Raw genomic sequence first — 16,768 nt, forward strand, 5'->3', positions numbered from 1 at the left:
GGAACGCTAGTTGCCGGGGACCGACACCGAACAGCTGATGCCCGGGGCGCGCAGGATCCGCAGGTCCAAAGTCACCAACGGGACGGCCAAGTTCTCGGCGAGTGCGACGTAGGCGGCGTCGTAGCTCGACAGATTGGCCCGCAGCTCCCAGACACGCGTTGCGAGCAGGTCGTATGGCCACAGTTCGATCGTCAGGTCGAGCAGGTCCGTGTGGGCCTGAGCGGCCTGGTCGGCGCTGATCGCTCTGCTGAGCTCGGCACGCCTGATGACGTTGGCGCATTCGTACGGCAGCAACGTCGGTGCGAGAAGTTCGGCATCCGCCAATCGCGTGGTTGCCCATTCTCCATCGCCACCGGAATCCAGCAAGACGGCTACGACCGCCGATGCGTCGCAGACGGCACGTTCGGTCACCGGCGCTCGGCGTCTTTGGCGGCGAGGATGGCGGCCGCGTCGAGGCGGACTTTTGTTGCGTTGACCCGGGCGCGCGCGCGAGTGATGACGTCCCCCGGTGTCGGCCTGTCCGCCGTCGCGACGAGCAGTCCGCGCAGGTACTCCTGCAACGACTGCCCCGACCGGGCAGCGCGCGCGGCCAGCTCGTCGCGGGTCTCGTCCGGTATGCCGCGAATCGTGATCGCTACCACGACTGCATAATAGCAGTAATGCAGGCAATATGCAGGCGATGGATAACGTGAAGCGAACCTGAAGAAAAGGGCTTGTCGGGCCGGCCGCCAAAGCGGAGCGCACACAATGAGGCATGGCGAGTTCCCCACGCGCAGCGAGGCGCCCGGCGGCCGGCCCACCGCGGGTGCTGGTCGTTGAGGATTCCGAGACCATCCGCGAAATGGTCAGCGAGGCGCTGACCGACGCCGGCTACCACGCCGACGCCTGCCGCGACGGCGACGGTTTGGAGGACGCTCTCGACGGGCTGCGACCGGACCTGGTGGTGCTTGACGTGATGCTGCCGGGGCGCGACGGGTTCACGCTGATCGACGTGATCCGTGATTGGGGCGACGCGGGCATTGTGCTGATCACCGCCCGCGACGGCCTCACCGACCGGCTGCGTGGCCTCGACGGCGGCGCCGACGACTACGTCGTCAAACCGTTCGAGCTGGCCGAACTGGTGTCACGGGTCAACGCGGTGCTGCGCCGGCGGGGGCGGCTGCCGCGGGTGCTGCAGGTGGGTGACCTGATCGTGGACGTCGAGGCGGGCGTCGCCGTGCGCGCGGGACGCGAGCTGGAGCTGACCGCCACCGAGCTGCGGCTGTTGCACTTCCTGGTCGAGCAGCGCAGCCGGATCGTGAGCGCCGGCCAGATCCTGAACGCGGTCTGGGGCTACGACGCCTACGACCCCAACCTGGTGCAGGTGCACATCAGCGGGCTGCGGCGCAAGCTCGAGGCCCACGGGCCGCGGATCGTGCACACCGTCCGCGGCATCGGCTACCGCATGCAAGCCCAACGATCATGACGGTCGACCCCGTAACGCCGACGCCGTCGCTGCAGCGGCGGGTCGTCGTCGTCGTCATCGGGTTGCTCGCGGCCTTGTTGGTGGTGCTCGGGGTGGTCATCGACGTCAGCCTGCGGGCCCAGGCTCGTCGGGACCTCAACGACCGCCTTCTCGCGGCCACCTCGCGCGCGGACGCGCTCGCGCAGGCGCACACCCCGCCGCAGCAAATCGCCGCCCAACTCAACGGCGGCGTCGTCCGCGCGCTCGTGATCACCGCCGACGGCATCGCCTACGGCGACCCCGCGATCAGCCCGGACCCCGGCGTCGGCGCGTTCGTCCCGCCGCCACCGCCGCCGGGCTACCCGCCGTTCGGGCCGCCGCCGGGCTATCCACCCCCGCCGCCGGGGGGGCCGCCCGCGCCGCCGGCTGCCACCGCCACCGAGCTGGTCCATCCCTTGCCCGACGGGGCGCGGCTCGTCCTGGTGGCCGACACGACGCAGACCACGCAGGTGACCCGTCAGCTGCGTGAGCTGATGATCGGCGCCGGTGTGGTGACGCTGCTGGTGGCGGCGCTGCTGTCGGTCGCGGTCAGCCGGGTCGCGCTGCGGCCGCTGGATCGGCTCACCGCGCTGGCGACCGACATCGCGACCGGTGATCGCGGCCGCCGATTGCGCCCCAAGCGCACCGATACCGAACTCGGTCGCGCGGCCGGCGCCTTCGACGGGATGCTGGAGGTGCTGGAAGCCTCCGAGAGGCGGGCCCGGGGCGCGGCCGCGGACGCCCGGCGCGCAGAGGCGGCCACCCGGCGATTTCTCGTCGATGCCGCCCACGAGCTGCGCACCCCGATCGCCGGGATTCAGGTCGCCGCCGAACAACTCGCCAGCAACGCCGGTCAGCATCAACACGACGCCGCGGCCCGCGGTCAGTACCGGCGCGCCACCCTGTTGCTCTCCGATGCCCGCCGCGCCGGGCGCCTCGTGGGCGACATGCTGGATCTCAGTCGCATCGACGCCGGGCTGCCGCTGGATGTGCACGACGTCGACCTCGCCGCGGTGGTCGACGCCGAAGCCGACCGGACGACCATGCTGGCGCCGCGCGTCACGGTCGTCCGCACCGGCCTGGCCGAGCTGGCAGTGAAGGCGGACCCGACCCGGGTGGCGCAAATCCTGGGCAACCTGCTCGACAACGCCCGCAGGTACACCCCCGCCGGTGGCGCGATCAACGTCGACCTGCGCGCGAGCGACCACACCGCCGAGGTGACCGTCACGGACACCGGCCCGGGGATTCCCGATGACGAGCGTGACCGCATCTTCGAGCGGCTGGTGCGCCTGGATGCCGGGCGCGCCCGCGACCACGGCGGCGCCGGGCTCGGCCTCCCCATCGCCCGCGCGCTGGCGCGCGCCCACGGGGGCGAGCTGAGCTGCCTTTCCCGCGAGGGCGGGGCGCAGTTCCGGCTCAGCCTGCCCGTCGGCGCGGCCAGCGCGCCGCCGGCCTAGAACCCCGGCGGCGGGGGCGGTCCGCCCGGGTGCGGCCCGAACGGTCCGCCGGGGGCGCCCGGTCCCTGCGGTGGCGGCCCGAACGGCCCACCCGGCCCTGGCGGCGGCGGGCCCGGTTGCCCGGGCGCCGGGGGCGGCGGCGGGGGATCGGCGCTGGCAAGCGCCGCGCCGAAGCCCGTCGCGGCAATCCCGAGGGCGCCCGCGAGCACCGAGCCGGCGATGAGTTGCTTGATCTTCATTGCAGATTTCTCCTGTTCGTTGGTCAGCGGGTCGGCGGTGGCGACGACGGCGGTGTCCCGGGCCCGCCGGAAGGGCCGGGGATGCTGGGCTGCGGCGGCTGGCCCGGAGGGGGCGGGCCGGCCCAGGGCGGCGGCGGGTGCCAGGCGAACGGCGGCGGTGGTGGTGGGCCCCAGGCGCCCGCCGGCGGTGGCGGAAAACCGAACCCCGGCGGCGGGGAGGGAGGGGCCCAGAGGCCGATCAGCGTGGCGGCCCCGAAGGCCCCCACGACGAGCCCGGCCAACCCGCTGCCGACCGCGACGCCGGCGGGGTGCCGATGCAGGACCGACGGTGGGGTTGCGGGGTGTGTGTTGTGGGTCGATCCCTCGACGGTCACTGTGCCTCCTCGTTGCTGTGGTGGTGGCAGCGACGGTAGGAAGCGAAGCTGAAATCAACCTGAAGTGGGCCGTTTGCGCCGCACCTCTTCAGGTTCGCTTCAGAAATCGAGCCTCGGTGCAGTTAGCTGACGGCGGCCGGCTCGGGGGCGGTGTGCGTCCTGCGGCGGTGGTGCCGGCGGTGCTGGCGGATCTCGTAGACGAGCCCGGTCACCCCCAGGCTCGCCGTGCACAGCGACACCAGCAACAGCGCCGGGCTGGGGTGACCGGCTAGCGCGTCGCCCAGGATCACCACCGCGGCGGTGCCGGGCAGCAACCCGGCGATGGTGGCAAGCGTGTAAGGGGCGGCGCGCACGGTCGACGCCCCGGCGGCGTAGTTGATCGCCGAAAACGGCACGGCGGGGATCAGTCGCAGCGACAGGATGGCCAGCCAGCCGCGTGCGCGCAGACGCTCGTCGACGGTGTCGATCGATCGGTGGCGGACCAGCCGGTTGAGCTGCCAGCCGGCCGCGCGCACCAGCAGCAACGCGAGTACCGCGCTGGCGGTGCTCGCGACGACGGCGATCGCGACTCCCAGCAGCGGGCCGAACAGGAGCCCGGCGGCCAGTGTGAAAGCGGTGCGGGGAACCGGCACCACCGTGGCCACCACGTGCGTGCCGAGGAACGCCAACGGGAACCAGGGGCCCACCGATTCGGCCCAGTCCCGCATCTGCAGCGGCGTCGGCAGGGGAAGCCAGGTAGCCGCCGCGATCAGCGCTGTGATCCCGACCACTGCCGCGAGAGCGCGCGGTCGGGAGAGCTGCCGCGCCGCCGCACCGGTCACGGCACGGAGATCACGCAGTCTGGGGCTGATTTTGCAGGTGGCGGAAGCCGTCACGCCTGTCAAGGGTACGGGCCGCGGGCGAATAATTCCTTTCCCGCCGCGGGCGTTTCCCCGGCCACCTGCCCCGATGGGGGCCGCGCGCGGTTTTTAGCCGGGACCCCCGATCAATTAGCCTCATTAGTACGTGGCAGAGCCCCATTTGCTGGGAAAAAGGGAGCAATCGGTGTCCATTGATGTACCCGAGCTCGCCGACCTAGAACAGGTTCGCGGGCGTTGGCGCAGTGCGGTCGCCGGTGTGCTGTCCAAGAGCACCCGCAAGGATCCCGACCAGCTGGGGGACGAGCCGGAGCGGCTGCTGGAGACGCCGACGTATGACGGAATCGCCATCCGCGCGCTGTACACCGCGCTCGACGAACTGCCCGAACCGCCGCTGCCCGGCGAGTGGACCTACGTGCGCGGTGGCGACGCGCTGCGCGACGTCAACCCGGGCTGGAAGGTGGCCGAGGCCTTCCCGGTTCCCGGCGGCGACGGCAACGCCGCGGTGCTGGCCGCCCTCGCGGAGGGGGTCAGCGCGCTGCGGATCCGGGTGGGCCGGTCCGGGGTGGCGCCCGCGGAGCTCGCGCCGCTGCTCTCGGGCGTGTACCTCGACCTGGTGCCCGTCATCCTCGACGCCGGCGCCGACTACCGCGAGGCCTGCGACGCGCTGCTGGCGCTGGTCGACGAGCTGGGTCCGGACCGGCGCAACACCCTGTCGATCGACCTGGGCGCCGACCCGCTGACCGCGAAGCTCAGCGGCCGGCAGTCCCCGCCGGCGGAGCACGTGGTCGCCGTGGCGACCCGCGCGGCCGCGCGCCGCGGCGTGCGGGCGATCACCGTCGACGGACCCGCCTTCCACAACCTGGGCGCCAACGCGACCTGGGAGCTGGCCGGCGCCGTCGCGGCCGCGGTGGCCTACCTGCGGTTGCTCACCGACTCCGGGCTCGCTGTCGCGCAAGCCTTGCGGCAGATCAGCTTCCGGCTGGCCGCCGACGACGACCAGTTCCTGACGATCGCCAAGCTGCGCGCCGCGCGCCGGCTCTGGGCGCGGGTCGCCGAGGTCGTCGGCGACCCCGAGGGCGGCGCCGCCGTCGTTCACGCGGAGACCTCGCTGCCGATGATGACCCAGCGCGACCCGTGGGTGAATATGCTCCGCGGCACCGTGGCCGCCTTCGGCGCGGGGGTCGGCGGCGCCGACACCGTGCTGGTGCTGCCGTTCGACGCGGCCATCGCGGGCGGCTTTCCCGGTGTGGCGAACGGCTTCTCGCGGCGCATCGCGCGCAACACCCAGCTGCTGCTGCTGGAGGAGTCGCACGTCGGGCGGGTGCTGGACCCCGCCGGCGGGTCGTGGTTCGTCGAGGACCTGACAGAGCAGCTGGCCCGACAGGCCTGGCAGCAGTTCCAGGAGATCGAGGCCCGCGGCGGGTTCGCGGACGCCCGCGGCTACGTCGCCCAGCAGATCGCCGGCATCGCCGCGGGGCGCGCCGACGACATCGCGCATCGGCGAACGGCGATCACCGGCGTCAACGAATACCCCAACCTGGAGGAACCGCCGCTGCCGGAAGCCGATTCGGCGGCCGAAATCCGGCGCTACGCGGCGGAATTCGAGAAGCTGCGCGACCGGTCCGACGCCTACCTGGCGCGCACCGGCTCGCGCCCGAAGGCGCTGCTGCTGCCGCTGGGACCGTTGGCCGAGCACAACATTCGGGCGACGTTCGCGGTCAACCTGCTGGCCTCGGGGGGCATCGAGGCGATCAACCCCGGCCCGGTCGACGCCGCGGGAATCGCGGCGGCCGTAGCGGCGGCCGGGTCGCCGGCCGTGGCCGTCATCTGCGGCACCGACACGCGCTATCACGACGATGGCGCGGACGCCGTCGAGGCGGCCCGCCGCGCCGGTGTGCCGACGGTCTGCCTGGCCGGGCCCGAGCAAGCGCTGGGTGACGCCCAGCACCGGCCGGATGAGTACCTGACCGCGAAGATCAATGCGGTGCAAGCCTTGTCGGACCTGCTGACGCGATTGGGGGCGTAGCCATGACGATGACGACACCAGCAATCGGCAACTTCTCGGACGTCCCGCTGCACGGCGACCGCGCCGCGCCGCGGCCCACCGAGGCCGCCGCGAAAGAGCAGGCGGCCGCAGCCGCGGCGGCGCACGGGTACGCACCCGAACAGCTGCACTGGCACACGCCCGAAGGCATCGACGTCAAGCCGGTGTACATCGCCGAAGACCGCGCCGCCGCGGTGGCCGACGGCTACCCGCTGAACAGCTTCCCCGGCGAACCGCCGTTCGTGCGCGGCCCCTACCCGACGATGTACGTCAACCAACCCTGGACGATCCGCCAATACGCCGGGTTCTCCACCGCCGCGGATTCCAACGCGTTCTACCGGCGCAACCTGGCCGCCGGCCAGAAGGGCCTGTCGGTGGCCTTCGACCTGGCCACCCACCGCGGCTACGACTCCGACCACCCCCGCGTTCAGGGTGACGTCGGAATGGCCGGGGTGGCAATCGATTCCATCCTCGACATGCGGCAGCTGTTCGACGGCATCGACCTGTCCGCGGTCTCGGTGTCGATGACGATGAACGGCGCGGTGCTGCCGATCCTGGCGCTGTACGTGGTGGCCGCCGAGGAGCAGGGGGTGCCGCCGGAGAAGCTGGCCGGCACCATCCAGAACGACATCCTCAAAGAGTTCATGGTGCGCAACACCTACATCTACCCGCCCAAGCCGTCGATGCGCATCATCTCCGACATCTTCGCCTATTCCAGCGCCAAGATGCCGAAGTTCAACTCCATCTCGATCTCCGGCTACCACATCCAGGAGGCCGGTGCCACAGCGGATTTGGAGCTGGCCTACACGCTGGCCGACGGCGTCGACTACATCAAGGCGGGCCTGGACGCCGGCCTGGACATCGACAAGTTCGCGCCCCGGCTGTCGTTCTTCTGGGGCATCGGCATGAACTTCTTCATGGAGGTCGCCAAGCTGCGGGCGGGCCGGCTGCTGTGGAGCGAACTGGTGTCGCAATTCGGCGCCAAGAACCCGAAATCGCTGTCGCTGCGCACACATTCGCAGACCTCGGGCTGGTCGCTGACCGCCCAAGACGCCTTCAACAACGTCGCGCGCACCTGCATCGAGGCGATGGCCGCCACCCAGGGCCACACCCAATCGCTACACACCAACGCCCTGGACGAGGCGCTGGCGCTGCCCACCGACTTCTCCGCCCGGATCGCGCGCAACACCCAGCTGGTGCTGGCGCAGGAGTCGGGGACCACCAGGCCGATCGACCCCTGGGGCGGCTCCTACTACGTGGAGTGGCTGACCCATCGGCTCGCGCAGGCGGCCCGCGCCCACATGGCCGAGATCGCCGAGCACGGCGGCATGGCGCAGGCCATCGACGACGGCATCCCCAAGATGCGCATCGAGGAGGCCGCCGCGCGCACCCAGGCCCGCATCGACTCGGGTCAGCAGCCGGTGATCGGGGTGAACAAGTACCAGGTCGACGAGGACCAGGAGATCGAGGTACTCAAGGTCGAAAACAGCCGCGTGCGCGCCGAGCAGCTGGCGAAATTGCAAGAGCTGCGGGCCAACCGGGACTCCAAGGCCGTCGACGCCGCGCTGGCCGAGCTGTCCCGCGCCGCGGCCGCCGCCGGCCGGGCGGGCGAAGACGGGCTGGGCAACAACCTGCTGGCGCTGGCCATCGACGCGGCCCGGGCCAAGGCCACCGTCGGCGAGATCTCGGACGCGCTGGAAAAGGTGTATGGCCGTCACCAGGCCGAGATCCGTACCATCGCCGGGGTCTACCGTCACGAAGCCGGAAAGGCCACCAACATCGCCACCGCCACCGAACTGGTCGAGAAATTCGCCGAGGCCGACGGGCGCCGGCCCAGGATTCTGGTGGCCAAGATGGGCCAGGACGGCCACGACCGCGGGCAGAAGGTGATCGCGACGGCGTTCGCCGACATCGGCTTCGACGTCGACGTCGGGTCGCTGTTCTCCACGCCCGAGGAGGTGGCCCGCCAGGCCGCCGACAACGACGTGCACGTCATCGGAGTGTCCTCGCTGGCCGCCGGCCACCTGACGCTGGTGCCGGCGCTCCGCGACGCGCTGGCCGAGGTCGGACGGCCCGACATCATGATCGTGGTCGGCGGCGTCATCCCGCCCGGCGACTTCGACGAGCTGTACGCGGCAGGGGCCACCGCCATTTTCCCGCCCGGGACGGTGATCGCCGACGCCGCCATCGGGCTGCTGCACAAGCTCGCCGAGCGACTCGGGTATGACCTGGGCCGGTGACGTCGCCAATGCTTAGCGCGAACGTGATGTCATGGCGAGAATCGGCCCGTTTTCTCGCCGTGACGTCACGCTCGGCGCGTGCCCTATGAAGGGCTCCATAGAGGAGTTGGCGAAGGCCGTCCTCGGCGGCGACCGCGCGGCGCTGCCGCGGGCCATCACGCTGCTGGAGTCCACCCGTGCCGACCACCACGAAAAAGCGCAACAGCTGCTGCTGGAGCTGATGCCCCACGCGGGCAAGGCCCACCGCGTCGGCATCACCGGGGTCCCCGGGGTGGGGAAGTCCACCAGCATCGAGGCGCTCGGCATGCATTTGATCGAGCAGGGCCACCGGGTGGCGGTGCTGGCCGTCGACCCGTCCTCGACGCGCACCGGCGGCTCGATCCTGGGCGACAAGACCCGGATGGCGCGGCTGGCGGTGCACCCAGACGCCTACATCCGACCGTCGCCGACGTCGGGCACGTTGGGCGGGGTCGCGAAGGCCACGCGGGAGGCGATCGTGCTGCTCGAGGCCGCGGGGTTTGACGTGATCCTCGTCGAGACCGTCGGTGTGGGCCAGTCCGAAGTGGCCGTGGCAAACATGGTGGACACCTTCGTCCTGCTGACCCTGGCCCGCAGCGGCGACCAGCTGCAGGGCATCAAGAAGGGTGCGCTGGAGCTGGCCGACATCGTGGTGGTTAACAAGGCCGACGGGGAGCACCTGGCCGAGGCGCGCAAGGCCGCGCGGGAGCTGTCCGCGGCCATCAGGTTGATCCATCCGGGCGAAACACTCTGGCGCCCACCCGTTCTCACCATGAGCGCGGCGGAGGGAACCGGCCTTGCCGAGCTGTGGGAGACCATCGAGCGCCACCGCCGGGTGCTCGCCGACGCCGGGGAACTCGACGAGCGCCGCCGTGCCCAGCAAGTCGACTGGACCTGGCAGATGGTTCGCGACGCCGTCCTGGACCGGGTGCTGTCCCACCCGGCCGTCCGCAAAATCCGCGCCGACGTGGAACGCCAGGTCAAGGCGGGGGAGCTGACCCCGGCGCTGGCGGCCCAGCAAATACTTCAGGCCGCGTCTTCCTAACGGATAGGTAAATTAGCCGCGGTTTCCCCTACGGACAGTATGGAATCCAAGTAAATTCAATACTGTGACAATGGAGTCTCGGGTCGCTCGCCGCGCGGTCCCCGTCCACGATGGCCCTGACGCAGGCCATCGTGTGTCCGGTGCGGCGGACCCACATTTCGCCTGCGTCGTTCGCAGTTTCTCCACGATGTTCCCGGCCCGCCGGTTCGGTGGTGGGGCGCTGGCCGTCTACGTCGATGGTCAACCCGCCGTTGACGTGTGGTCCGGCTGGGAGGACCGGGGCGGTCACGTGCCGTGGTCGGCCGACACCGCTCCGATGGTGTTCTCGGCAACCAAGGGCATGGCCGCCACCGTCATCCACCGGCTCGCCGACCGCGGGCTCATCGACTACGAGGCGCCGGTCGCCGAGTACTGGCCGGATTTCGGGGCCAACGGCAAAGCCGAACTCACCGTGCGCCAGGTGATGAGACACCACGCCGGCCTGTCGGGCCTGCGCGGCGCCACGCAGGAAGACCTGCTGGACCACGTCCTGATGGAAGAGCGCCTGGCGGCGGCGTCGCCGGGGCGGCTGCTGGGCAAATCCGCCTATCACGCGCTGACCTTCGGCTGGCTGATGTCCGGGCTCGCCCGCGGCGTGACCGGCAAGGGCATGCGCGCGCTGATCCGCGAGGAGCTCGCCGAGCCGTTGGGTACCGACGGAATGCACCTGGGCCGGCCGCCGGCCGAGTCCCCGACGCGGGCCGCGCAGATCATCATGCCGCAGAACCTCGTCGTCAACCCGGTCCTCAACTACGTGACGCGCAAGGTCGCCCATGAGCTGTCCGGTGGATGGCGCTCCATGTACTTCCCGGGCTTCATCGCCGCGGCCCAGGGTGAGATCCCGCTGCTGGACGCCGAGATCCCGGCGGCCAACGGCGTGGTGACGGCCCGCGCGCTCGCGCGCATGTACGGGGCGATCGCCAACGGCGGCGAGATCGACGGCAGCCGGTTCTTGTCCCGCGAGCTGGTCGCCGGACTGACCGGCCGGCGGAGCCTGCGGCCGGACCGAAACCTGTTCGTGCCGTTGGCTTTCCACTTGGGCTATCACAGCCTGCCGATCGGCAACGTGATGCCGGGCTTCGGGCACGTCGGGCTGGGCGGTTCCGTCGGCTGGGCGAACCCCGAGGAGGGGGTGGCGTTCGCGCTGGTGCACAACCGGCTGCTGACACCGTTCGTGATGACCGATCACGCCGCGTTCGTCGGGATCTACAAGCTGATCCGCGACGCCGCCGCGAAGGTACGCAAGCGCGGTCTGCAGCCCGTGACCGAGTTCGGCGCGCCGTTCTCGGAGCCCGGCGCCGTCGCCGGCTAAGGTCGGCCTAGGAACCTTCCAGGCGGAAGCCGACTTTCATCGTCACCTGGACGTGTCCGACGGCCCCCTCGACCAGGTGCCCGCGGATCGACGCCACCTCGAACCAGTCCAGGCCGCGCATGGTTTGCGTCGCTCGGGCCAGACCGCTCCGGATAGCCGCGTCGACCCCGTCGGGCGAGGATCCAACGATCTCGATCACGCGGTAGGTGTGATTGCTCATCGCGCCTCCTTATCTCAAGCCTGCGGACGCAACAGTAGCCACGGCGGAGCCCATTCGACCCGTCTGAAAAACGCCTGAACGAACCCCATCCGTCGGCGGATGCTCCGCGAGCCTATGCCACGCGCCTGGGCCGGCCAATGAATCGGTGTGCTTGGTTTCGAATCGGCCCGGGGCCTCCCGTGAAAACTCGCATGTTCGGATGCACAATCTCGTACGCTCCCATAATCGGGATCAAGTAGGTAAGTACTCGCCGTTATCATCGTTGAACCCGTGGGGCGGGTTTGCCGGATGGAGGCGGAGGGGCGTCTCGGAGGTAGCTCAACCCGATGAGCGCATCGGCGGCAGGCAGGACAGGCGTCGGCCGGCGTTTTGGGCTTGCGAACGCGGGGTGCTTCGGCTTCCACGGTGGCAAATAGCGGCGATCTGCAGTTCGCCTGGCGCGAAAACGCCAGGCGCCAAGGCGGGTTGGCAAGGGGGTCGTCGCCCTATGAGTAAGCACGATGAGGGTTATTCGGCCGTTGGCCTCCGACATCGGACTGCGGCCCCAGATGAAAATGGGCAGACCCTACCTGTCTCACGGGACGCATCACGTACCGCACGAGGACGGCAGAAGGGCACGTTTGCCTTGTTGGCCGCGATCAGCTGCGTCGTCTTTGGTGCCAAGCTGACCACCATTTCGGCCACCGGTTCGCCGATGCCGTTCTTCGACCAGTGGTACGCAGAAGCAGCGAACCTATACTCGCCGTACCTGAAGGGCGCACTATCCTGCGCCAACCTTTTTGCCCCGCACAACGAACACCGGATCTTTGTATTTCGCGTGTTCGCACTCTTACATTTGGAACTGGCGGGCGAGTGGAATACGCGCCTCGAAATGATTTTCGGCGCGGTCGTCCATACCGCGGTGATCACCTGGCTTGCGGCGTTGCTTATGCCGTTGGTCGCGGTGCGACGCCGCATACCCCTGGCCTGCTTCTTCGCACTTCTGTTTGCGCTTCCGATCGGTTACGAGAACACGCTGTCCGGGTTTCAAAGTTCCTTGTACCTCATGCTGTTCTTCGGTATCGCGGCTCTGGTCGCGCTGAGCTCCGCGCAGCCGTTCTCCGTGCGCTGGTTTTGTGGATTGGTGGCCGCGGTCCTTAGTTACCTCTCCTTTGGCTCAGGTCTGGCCACTACCCTCGCCGCTGGCGCGCTGGTGTGGTTGCAGTTAACTACCAACGCAAGGAAAAGGTGCGCTCGCGAGTACGCCAGCGTTCTCGTCCTGGCATCGATCGCCGTAGCGATGATCCTGTGGGCGGCCTCGAGCGGGCATCCAACGAGCGGTCCGTGGACGTTCGTCCAGGGATTATTCCTTTTCGGCGGCCAGGCGATAATCGGGTTGGTCCCGACGGTCTGGTTCTGTCGGCACATTCTGATCCGGCGTCCTGCCATCGGCGACCGCGCGTGGCTGGCGGTTGGAATCAGCGGGTGGGTGGCGATCCAGCTTCTGCTTCTCGCCTACGGCCGTGGGCCCGCCGTCGCGGTGCGGTACCTGGACGTGGTCCTGCTCGTCTATCCCGTGGCGCTAGTTGCCGTGTTCGTGCTCTCTGACGCGCCGCGCGCTACGCGGTTCGGCCGGTATGCGGGCCCGGCCACCACGGCATGGATATTTGTTGTTGTCGCCGCCTTCGCAGTGCTCGGCTACGTGTCGGTGGTCGGGGCCATTGCCTGGGGACAAGCGACCCGTCAACAGGAAATCAACGTCCAGGCCTATCTCGCCACCCGGAACGTCCACGATCTCAACGCAAAGGGCGGGCACGGGCAGACGTTCGACCTTTCCTACTCGCACCCGCACCAGCTGGCAGAACTTTTGGACGATCGCGATATCAGGGCGATCCTGCCGCACCAATTCCGACCCCCCGACGCCGATAATGCCGGAGTTCGCAACCGCTTGCTGCTCAGGGGGAGACTCGCTAGCGGCACCGCCACGGTGGTTCACGACATACTCGCAATAGCCCCAGCATTGCTGGCGCTGGGGATTGGTTTATTGTTTGCGGCCGGCGCCCGATGGAGCCTGCAACGCGCTGAGGGGACGCCGGGTGGCACCGGAAATCGGACCGCGACCCCACGCGCTCGACGTGCCCTGGCGCATAACCACTTCGGACAATCTGACCCGGACAGTGCCGCGAGGTACGGCCGGTACCGGGGATCAGGGGCCGTGACGTGGACATTCACGTCCTAGCGGCCGCCGAATCGAAACCCATTCGTGCCGTCGGCTTTCCGGCTGGATTGGGCCGGCGCGACGGATGGGTGTCCAAGGCATCGCCCAGGACTGGCATCCCCGATTACGAGCGTGTTGTCGCGTGCGCCGGCTGCGAGTTGCAGAACCACCGATCCAGGATCAGGAAGCGGCCGACCCACACGACGCCGAACCCGAGCACTTGCACCAAGAACACGGCGGCACCATGGATGGGTGTGGTCTCACTACTCATCGCATCATCGACGAGAGAAGTGAACAGGGTTGCCAGTGCCACGGCCAGCATCACCACCAGCCAGAACACGAGCACCTGTTTGCGCAGGTCGTCGCCCGACGCCGCCCGCCAGACGAAGCGCTTGTTGGCAAAGAAGTTGGGAACGGTGACGATGGCCGCTGCAAGGAGCGACGCGGCCGTGTAGCTATTCAGCCACAGACCCATGACCTGGATCAGGCCCTGCCCAATAGGCAGAAAGACGACCGCTACGGCCGCGTACCGTAGCTTTTTGCGCGTTTCGAGCGTGTGGGCGTTCGCAACCGAGGCCCCCATGACATGCATGGTGAGCAAAATACTCGGGGACTCGTCGCTGCGGCCGAAATTGGCAGAACTCACGTTTTGAACGGCTTCCGGCGTTAGCCAGGTCCTCAACGGCGATAAGCATCGAAGGTCATTCACATACTTTTCAGACGATATTCAGGCCGGTGGCATACTTGAGCCGCTGCCAGAGGCGCTGCGCCTCAACGCTTCCGACGCTGCCGGGGCCGGCGGGAGCTCCGCCTTGTCGATATTTGCCCGAAACGCCGCGTTGCTGCCCGTGATCTCGTACGCTCCAACCATCGGAACCACGTTAGCTATACGAGCTTGTGGTTGTTCAACCCGCGGGGGGCTTGAAGCAAGGAGCGGAGGGGCTTCGAATGGCAGCTCAAACTGAACGCATCTGCATCATCGGCGGCGCCGGGCACGTCGGGCTGCCGCTGGCACTCGTGCTTGCGGACGAGGGTTTCCACGTCGACATTCTCGACACGAACGCCAAAGCACTGAAAACGATCATGGCCGGCCGGATGCCGTTCGTCGAGAACGGAGCCCAGGATCTGCTCAAGCGGCTGTTGCCGACGGGGCGTATCTCGGCGACCACCGATTCGTGGGCGGTCAGGAATTCCGACATCGTGATCTGCGTCGTCGGGACGCCGGTGGACGAGTACCTGACACCACAGGCGCACACCTTCTTTCGGATCATCGACGAGATCAGTCCGTACTTTCACGACGGACAGACGCTGATCCTGCGGAGCACCGTGTACCCGGGGCTAAGCCAGCGCGTCCACGACCTGTTCCAGGAGCGCGGGGTTGGCGTTCACGTCACTTTTTGCCCCGAGCGCATCGCGCAGGGCCACTCCATCCGAGAGCTGAGGGAGATTCCGCAGATCATCAGCGGGTTCGACGCCGAAGGGCGTCGGATCGTCCGCGAACTCTTTTCACAGATCACCAGCGAGATCATCGAGGTGGATCCCCAGGAAGCAGAGCTGGCCAAGCTGTTCTGCAATGCTTACCGCTACATCCAGTTCGCGGTCGCCAACCAGTTCTACCTGCTCAGCCGCGAGGCCGGCGTCGACTTCGGCCGGGTCCATCACGCGGCCACGCACAAGAACGGTCGCGTCGACAGCTTGCCCAGGGCGGGACTGGCGGCGGGTCCCTGCCTGCTGAAGGACACCATGCAGCTCGCCGCCTTCAGCAACAACAACTTCATGCTCGGACACTCGGCCATGCTGATCAACGAGGGCCAGCCGCAGTTCATCGTCAATATGCTGAAGCGCCGGGTCGATCTGCGTGACAAGACCGTTGGCCTGCTCGGCATGACGTTCAAGGCGGATTGTGATGACACGCGCGACTCGCTCAGCTTCAAACTCCGGCATCTCCTGATGCTCGAGGCCAAACAGGTGATGCTGCACGACCCGTTCCTGAACGGCCCGGAATACTACGCACTCGACGTCGTGCTGGGCCGTGCCGATGTCATCGTCATCGGCGTGCCGCACTCGATCTACCGAGGCCTGCAGATTCCCGAAGACAAGATTGTCGAGGACGTCTGGGGCTGCCTGGAGGTCACGCAGGCTGAGGCGGATGCGCCGAACGGAGCCCCGTTGGCGACGCTGAGCATGGGATCACCGGCCCCGTGAAAGTTCTCGTCACTGGTAGCGCGGGGTTCATCAATGGGTACGTTGTCGACGAGCTGCTACGCGCGGGCCATGAGGTCGTCGGCATCGACAACTACTCGAAATACGGCAAGGTCAAGAAAAGCTACGACGATCACCCGCGGTACCACTTCGTCGAGGGCGACGTCAAAGACCTGAACCTGATGTTCGAGCTGATCGAGGGCTGCGACCAGATGGTCGCCAGTGCGGCCCGCATCGGCGGCATCACCTACTTCCACGAGTACGCGTACGATCTGCTCGCCGAGAACGAACGCATCGCCGCCGCCCATTTCGACGCCGCCATCTACGCGTACCGCAAGGGCTGGCTCAAGAAAATCAATGTGATCAGTTCGTCGATGGTGTTCGAAAACGCTACCGTCTTTCCCACGCCGGAGAAACACATCACCGAATGCCCGCCGCCGACAAGCACTTACGGATTTCAGAAGCTGGCGTGCGAATATTTCGCACACGGGGCCTACGAGCAGTATGGTCTGCCGTTCACGATCATCCGCCCGTTCAACTGTGTTGGCACTGGCGAACAGCGAGCGCTCGGCGGCCGTGAAATCCCAAGCGGCAACGTCAAACTTGCGATGAGTCATGTCGTTCCGGACCTGGTCCAGAAGGTCGCGAAGGGCCAGGACCCATTGCACATCCTCGGCGACGGCACCCAGGTGCGGCACTACACCTACGGCGGCGACCTGGCGCGCGGCATCCGCACATGCATGGAGCATCCGGCCGCACTGAACGGGGACTTCAACCTCTCGACGCCCGAGGCCACCACGGTGCTGGAACTGGCGGAAGTGATCTGGAAGAAGATGCGCCCCGACGCTCCGTTTCGCTACGAGAGCGACCCGCCATTCGAGCACGACGTCCAGTTGCGCTCACCGGACGTCCACAAGGCATCGGAGACTCTCGGCTTCGAGGCGTCAACAACGCTCGATGCCATGCTGGACGAAGTCATCCCGTGGATCGTCAACGCCGTCGAGGCCGGGACCATCTGACGTGGATTGTTTGTCACCA

General features: G+C 68.2%; 15 protein-coding genes and 1 pseudogene. 9 read left to right on the forward strand and 7 right to left on the reverse strand.

Translation table 11 applies throughout. The features are described from left to right. Positions 1 to 6 precede the first annotated feature (6 nt). Positions 7 to 411, reverse strand: a complete 405-nt coding sequence (locus tag A5787_RS17400; RefSeq protein ID WP_066969179.1) for a type II toxin-antitoxin system VapC family toxin — start codon at positions 409 to 411, stop codon at positions 7 to 9. After that, entirely contained in the window at positions 408 to 641 is a 234-nt protein-coding gene (locus tag A5787_RS17405; protein ID WP_066969181.1) for a hypothetical protein, read from the reverse strand. The genes A5787_RS17400 and A5787_RS17405 overlap by 4 nt, the downstream gene beginning before the upstream one ends. A gap of 113 nt (positions 642 to 754) precedes the next feature. Between A5787_RS17405 and A5787_RS17410 the strand changes: the two genes are divergently transcribed. Both A5787_RS17410 and A5787_RS17415 read left to right on the forward strand, forming a co-directional pair. Then, on the forward strand, positions 755 to 1,465 hold the full coding sequence (locus A5787_RS17410; RefSeq protein WP_066969183.1) for a response regulator transcription factor: 711 nt from the start codon (positions 755 to 757) through the stop codon (positions 1,463 to 1,465). After that, positions 1,462 to 2,940: a HAMP domain-containing sensor histidine kinase gene (locus A5787_RS17415; RefSeq protein WP_066969186.1), complete on the forward strand. Its 1,479-nt coding sequence runs from the start codon at positions 1,462 to 1,464 to the stop codon at positions 2,938 to 2,940. The genes A5787_RS17410 and A5787_RS17415 overlap by 4 nt, the downstream gene beginning before the upstream one ends. Here A5787_RS17415 and A5787_RS17420 read toward each other — a convergent pair. The 3 genes from A5787_RS17420 to A5787_RS17425 form a co-directional block, all read right to left on the reverse strand. After that, positions 2,937 to 3,179 (reverse strand): hypothetical protein, encoded by a 243-nt coding sequence (locus A5787_RS17420; protein WP_066969188.1) that lies wholly within the window; start codon positions 3,177 to 3,179, stop codon positions 2,937 to 2,939. The two genes, A5787_RS17415 and A5787_RS17420, sit on opposite strands and share 4 nt — an antisense overlap. A 23-nt stretch (positions 3,180 to 3,202) precedes the next feature. Further along, positions 3,203 to 3,553, reverse strand: a complete 351-nt coding sequence (locus A5787_RS27400) for a hypothetical protein (RefSeq protein WP_156763992.1) — start codon at positions 3,551 to 3,553, stop codon at positions 3,203 to 3,205. Between the two features lie 122 nt (positions 3,554 to 3,675). Further along, positions 3,676 to 4,428, reverse strand: a complete 753-nt coding sequence (locus A5787_RS17425) for a TVP38/TMEM64 family protein (RefSeq protein WP_066969190.1) — start codon at positions 4,426 to 4,428, stop codon at positions 3,676 to 3,678. A gap of 169 nt (positions 4,429 to 4,597) precedes the next feature. On the opposite strand from A5787_RS17425, the gene mutA reads away from it, so the two are divergent. From mutA to A5787_RS17445, 4 genes and pseudogenes are all read left to right on the forward strand, one after another. Next, entirely contained in the window at positions 4,598 to 6,439 is a 1,842-nt protein-coding gene (mutA, locus tag A5787_RS17430; RefSeq protein ID WP_066969252.1) for a methylmalonyl-CoA mutase small subunit, read from the forward strand. 2 nt (positions 6,440 to 6,441) lie between these two features. Then, positions 6,442 to 8,697 carry a methylmalonyl-CoA mutase gene (scpA, locus tag A5787_RS17435; protein ID WP_066969192.1) on the forward strand — a complete coding sequence of 752 codons (2,256 nt, stop codon included), beginning with the start codon at positions 6,442 to 6,444 and terminating at the stop codon, positions 8,695 to 8,697. Between the two features lie 85 nt (positions 8,698 to 8,782). Then, positions 8,783 to 9,771 (forward strand): annotated as a pseudogene (gene meaB / locus A5787_RS17440) (methylmalonyl Co-A mutase-associated GTPase MeaB). 59 nt (positions 9,772 to 9,830) lie between these two features. Beyond that, complete coding sequence (locus tag A5787_RS17445; protein ID WP_369829133.1) at positions 9,831 to 11,111, forward strand: serine hydrolase domain-containing protein; 1,281 nt, start codon at positions 9,831 to 9,833, stop codon at positions 11,109 to 11,111. Positions 11,112 to 11,118: 7 nt separating this feature from the next. Here the strand turns inward: A5787_RS17445 and A5787_RS17450 are convergent, their stop codons facing one another. Further along, entirely contained in the window at positions 11,119 to 11,331 is a 213-nt protein-coding gene (locus A5787_RS17450) for a dodecin (protein ID WP_066969198.1), read from the reverse strand. Positions 11,332 to 11,959: 628 nt separating this feature from the next. Here A5787_RS17450 and A5787_RS17455 point away from each other — a divergent pair. Next, positions 11,960 to 13,549, forward strand: a complete 1,590-nt coding sequence (locus tag A5787_RS17455; RefSeq protein WP_156763993.1) for a hypothetical protein — start codon at positions 11,960 to 11,962, stop codon at positions 13,547 to 13,549. A gap of 103 nt (positions 13,550 to 13,652) precedes the next feature. On the opposite strand, the gene A5787_RS17460 is transcribed toward A5787_RS17455, so the two are convergent. Next, entirely contained in the window at positions 13,653 to 14,174 is a 522-nt protein-coding gene (locus A5787_RS17460) for a GtrA family protein (RefSeq protein ID WP_231994026.1), read from the reverse strand. 275 nt (positions 14,175 to 14,449) lie between these two features. On the opposite strand from A5787_RS17460, the gene A5787_RS17465 reads away from it, so the two are divergent. After that, positions 14,450 to 15,733 (forward strand): nucleotide sugar dehydrogenase, encoded by a 1,284-nt coding sequence (locus A5787_RS17465; RefSeq protein WP_231994027.1) that lies wholly within the window; start codon positions 14,450 to 14,452, stop codon positions 15,731 to 15,733. After that, complete coding sequence (locus A5787_RS17470) at positions 15,730 to 16,749, forward strand: NAD(P)-dependent oxidoreductase (protein WP_066969205.1); 1,020 nt, start codon at positions 15,730 to 15,732, stop codon at positions 16,747 to 16,749. Before A5787_RS17465 ends, A5787_RS17470 begins: the two co-directional genes overlap by 4 nt. The last annotated feature ends 19 nt before the right edge of the window (positions 16,750 to 16,768 follow it).

Origin of the sequence: Mycobacterium sp. 852002-50816_SCH5313054-b (assembly GCF_001667185.1) — a bacterium.
Classification (GTDB): domain Bacteria; phylum Actinomycetota; class Actinomycetes; order Mycobacteriales; family Mycobacteriaceae; genus Mycobacterium.